General features: G+C 67.5%; 3 protein-coding genes. All 3 read right to left on the reverse strand.

Translation table 11 applies throughout. From position 1 onward, the window contains the following. Window positions 1-147: 147 nt before the first annotated feature. Genes ACO41U_RS09970 through asd form a run of 3 tightly spaced genes read right to left on the reverse strand, consistent with a single transcriptional unit; the run spans window position 148 to window position 3,818 of the window. Window positions 148-1,473, reverse strand: a complete 1,326-nt coding sequence (locus tag ACO41U_RS09970) for an aspartate kinase (RefSeq protein WP_485943631.1) — start codon at window positions 1,471-1,473, stop codon at window positions 148-150. Further along, window positions 1,470-2,687: a homoserine dehydrogenase gene (locus ACO41U_RS09975; RefSeq protein WP_485943633.1), complete on the reverse strand. Its 1,218-nt coding sequence runs from the start codon at window positions 2,685-2,687 to the stop codon at window positions 1,470-1,472. The genes ACO41U_RS09970 and ACO41U_RS09975 overlap by 4 nt, the downstream gene beginning before the upstream one ends. Window positions 2,688-2,729: 42 nt before the next feature. Further along, complete coding sequence (gene asd, locus ACO41U_RS09980; RefSeq protein ID WP_485943635.1) at window positions 2,730-3,818, reverse strand: aspartate-semialdehyde dehydrogenase; 1,089 nt, start codon at window positions 3,816-3,818, stop codon at window positions 2,730-2,732. Between the last annotated feature and the right edge of the window lie 68 nt (window positions 3,819-3,886).

Below are 3,886 nucleotides of genomic sequence, written 5' to 3' on the forward strand. Positions count from 1 at the left end.
GGTAATAAAGAGGGCGTTAAGGGCTCTCTATGCTGTCCCCAAAATTTGCGACAACGGGCCGATAAAAAAGAGCACGACGCAATGAAGTCGTGCTCTTTGTCAATCATCAATCCAGTTTTTTCTCGTTTCCTTCAGAGGACGGGCGCCTTAGTCCGGCGAGTCCTCCTCCACGAACGCGCTGTAGATGGAGCGGATCGCCCGCTCAAAGTCCTCGTTCAGCACCCCGACGATCACGTTGAGCTCGGAGGCCCCCTGGTCGATCATGCGCACGTTGACGCGCACCCTGGCGAGGGCCGTGAATATCTTCGCGGCCGTCCCGCTGCGGGATTTCATGCCGCGCCCCACGACGGCGATCAGGGCCAGGCCAGGCTCGATGTCCAGGGTGTCCGGCCTGGCGACGCGGGCCAGGCGGGCCAGAACCTCCTGCTCACGGTCGAGAAAATGGGAGGCGTGGACCACCACGGTCATGGTGTCGATCCCGGAGGGGAGGTGCTCCAGCGGGACGTTGCTCTCCTCGAAGCACCGGACGACCCGGCTGTGAAAGCCGGGGTCGGAGTGCAGGCGGTCCTTCGCCAGGATGATGGAGCAGAAGTCCTTCTTGCCCGTGACGCCGGTAATGGTGTGGCTCGACTGCTTGGCCGTGTGCCCGACGATCCAGGTGCCGGGGTCCTCCGGTTGGTTGGTGTTCCGTATGTTGATGGGGACGCCCGCCCTCCGAACGAAGAGGATGGCGTCCTCGTGCAGGACCGTCGCTCCCATGTAGGCAAGCTCTCTGAGCTCGCTGTAGGTGATGTCCCGGATGACCTTGGGGTCCTTCACGATGCGCGGGTCCGCCATCAATAGGCCTGAAACGTCCGTCCAGTTCTCGTACACGGCGGCCCCGCAGGCGCCCGCGATGATGGCCCCCGTGATGTCGGAGCCGCCGCGGGGGAAGGTGCGCACCTTCCCGGCCGGGTCGATCCCGTAGAAGCCGGGGACGACGGCCCTTGGCGTTTCCTCGAGCCGTGTGGTCAGGACGCCGTGGGACCGCGCAGCCTCGAAGTTTCCCGCGTCGTCGAAGAGGAAGAGCTCCGCGGCGTCGAGGAAGGTGAAGCCCAGGTACTCGGCCAACACGAGCCCGTTCAGGTACTCGCCGCGGGAGGCCGTGTAATCCCTGTCCGGCGCGCTGGTCAGGCTCTCCTCGATCTTCCGGAACTCCTCGTCCAGCGGCAGGGACAGCGCAAGCCCCTGGACGATCTCGACGTAGCGGTCCCGCACCGCCTGGAGGGGCCTTCGGAAGTCCTTCCCCTCTGCGGCGAGCCCGTAGCACTGATAGAGCAGGTCCGTGACCTTGACGTCGTTGGCGGACCGTCTGCCGGGCGCCGAGGGAACGACGATCGTGCGCGCCTCGTCCTCCAGAACGATGTCCCGGACCTTCCCGAACTGCGCCGAGTCCGCCAGGGACGTGCCGCCGAACTTGACGACCTTCCTCATGCTCCCGCCTCCAAAAGCCGAATACGGCTCCTCAGCGTCGAGAGCTTCGCGAGGGCCTCGCAGCAGCGGCGCTCCGTCATGGGGCGCGTGACGAGGGCGAAGTCCTGTGGAGCGTCGTCGAGGGCGACCTCCTCCATGCCGACAAAGACCTCCCGCGCCAGGGGCGCCTCGGAGGGCGCGACGCGGATCAGGTTCCGCACCTCCGCCGCGGGTTCGCCGGCGAGCCTCGCCTCTTGGCCGGTCAGCCCGCACTCGACGGTCCGCCCCCGGTTTCGCGCGCACTGCACCACGTCGGACACCACGGCGCTGGCCGTGGGGAAGCGTCCCGCGCCCCGGCCGCAGAGCGTCAGGTCGCCGAGCGTGGTGTTGTGGAGCAGGACGCCGTTGTACACGTCGTAGACCCCATAGAGCGGGGAGGCGAGGGGGACGAGGTAGGGGGCCGTCCTGAGGGAGAGCCCTGTAGCGTCCATCCGGCAGACGCCCAGGAGCTTGAGTGAGCAGCGGAGCTCGCGGGCGAGGCGCAGGTCGGCGGCCTCAATCCCCATGATGCCCTCGCAGGGGATCTGAGCCGAGCTCACGCGGGTCCCCGACAAAAGCGACGCCAGGATAGCTAGCTTGCGGGTCGTGTCGTGCCCCAGGACGTCCGCGTCCGGGTTCCGCTCCGCGTAGCCGTTCTCCTGGGCCTGGCGCAGCGCCTCCGCCAGGGACAGCCCCTCGCGCTCCATCCGCGTCAGGATGTAGTTGCAGGTCCCGTTCAATATCCCGACGGCGGAGTCGAAGCGCTCGTGGGCGCAGGCGTCCCGGATCGTGCTCAGGATGGGGATGCCCCCGGCCACGCTGCCCTCGAAGAGCAGGCTCAGGCCGTGGGCCCGCGCGACGGCGGCCAGCTCCGGACCGTGGGCGTCGATCAGCTCCTTGTTGGAGGTTGCGACGGACTTGCCGTGCTCGAGGGCGGAGCGGACGTAGGGGAGGGCCGGGTCCAGCCCTCCCATGGCCTCACAGACCACACTCACCTCCGGGTCGTTCAGGATCGTTCCGACGTCGTGGGTCATGAGCTCCGCGTAGCGGGAACCGGGAAAGTCGCGCCGGACGAGAATATGCTTGACCTGCACCCGGTCGCCCGCCGCTCGCGCCACCTGGTCCCGGTTCGCGTCCAGAAGCTCGGCGACGCCACCGCCCACCGTTCCAAAGCCAAGGATCGCAACGTTGATCATCTGATTTGCCTCATCATCTGCGTGTTTGGTCTGGGGGATGCCCTATTTTTTCGTGAGGTAGCCGCGGCTCGCCAGGAGCTCCGCGCACAGGACGGCGCCGCCCGCCGCGCCGCGCAGCGTGTTGTGGGAGAGGCCGACGAACTTCCAGCCGAAGAGGGGGTCCCGCCGCAGACGACCGATGGAGATCGCCATGCCCTCCTCGCACTGAGCGTCGAGGGCCGGCTGAGGACGGTCCTCCGCCTCAAGGTAGTGGATGAACTGCTTTGGAGCGCTGGGAAGTCCCAGCTCCTGGGGGACGCCCCGAAAGTCCCTCAGGAGCGCGATCAGCTCGTCCACGGAGGAGGGCTCCCTGCCGAACCTCACGAGGACCGCGGCCGTGTGGCCGTAGAGGACGGGGACGCGGAGGCACTGACAGGTGATGCGCGGCCCGTCCGCCGGGACGATCTCTCCGTCCCGCAGGCGCCCCAGCACCTTCAGGGGCTCGCGCTCGCTTTTCTCCTCTTCGCCCCCGATGAAGGGGACGACGTTGCCGCGCATCTCCGGCCACGTGTCGAAGTTCTTACCCGCCCCCGATATGGCCTGGTACGTCGCCGCGACGACCTCCAGCGGCTCGAGGTCGCGCCAGGCCGCGAGGGCCGGGACGTAGCTCTGGATCGAACAGTTGGGCTTCACCGCGATGAAGCCGCGCGACGTGCCCAGCCTGCGCCTCTGGGCCTCGATGACCTCCGCGTGGGTTGGGTTGATCTCCGGGACGATCATCGGGACGTCCGGCGTCCAGCGGTGGGCGCTGTTGTTGGACACCACGGGCGTTTCGGCCCGTGCGTAGTCCTCCTCCAGCTTCCGGACCTCGTCCGTGGGCATGTTGACGGCGCTGAACAGGAAGTCCACGCGATCGGCCATGCCCTTCACGTCGCTCACGTCCCGCAGCACGAGGTCCCGCGCGGAATCGGGCACGGCCCCGTCGAGGAGCCAGCGGCCCTCCACGGTCTCCGCGTAGGTTCGACCGGCGCTCTGCGGGCTGGCGGCGATGGCCGCCGTTTCAAACCACGGGTGCGCCGCGAGCAGCTGAACGAACCTCTGACCGACCATCCCGGTCCCGCCGAGGACCCCGACCCTGAACTTCTTCTCCATACCGTGCTGCAGCTCCTTTCCAGCTTCGTTTTTTTCCGGTCTTTGGCGCGCTCCCCTGAACGGGGCTT

The organism is Fretibacterium sp. (genome assembly GCF_057312375.1).

What these genes read in the sequence shown, in the direction of transcription:
- ACO41U_RS09970 (WP_485943631.1), bottom strand. Translation starts at nt 1,473, where the DNA reads ATGAGGAAGGTCGTCAAGTTCGGCGGCACGTCCCTGGCGGACTCGGCG.
- ACO41U_RS09975 (WP_485943633.1), bottom strand. Translation starts at nt 2,687, where the DNA reads ATGATCAACGTTGCGATCCTTGGCTTTGGAACGGTGGGCGGTGGCGTC.
- asd (WP_485943635.1), bottom strand. Translation starts at nt 3,818, where the DNA reads ATGGAGAAGAAGTTCAGGGTCGGGGTCCTCGGCGGGACCGGGATGGTC.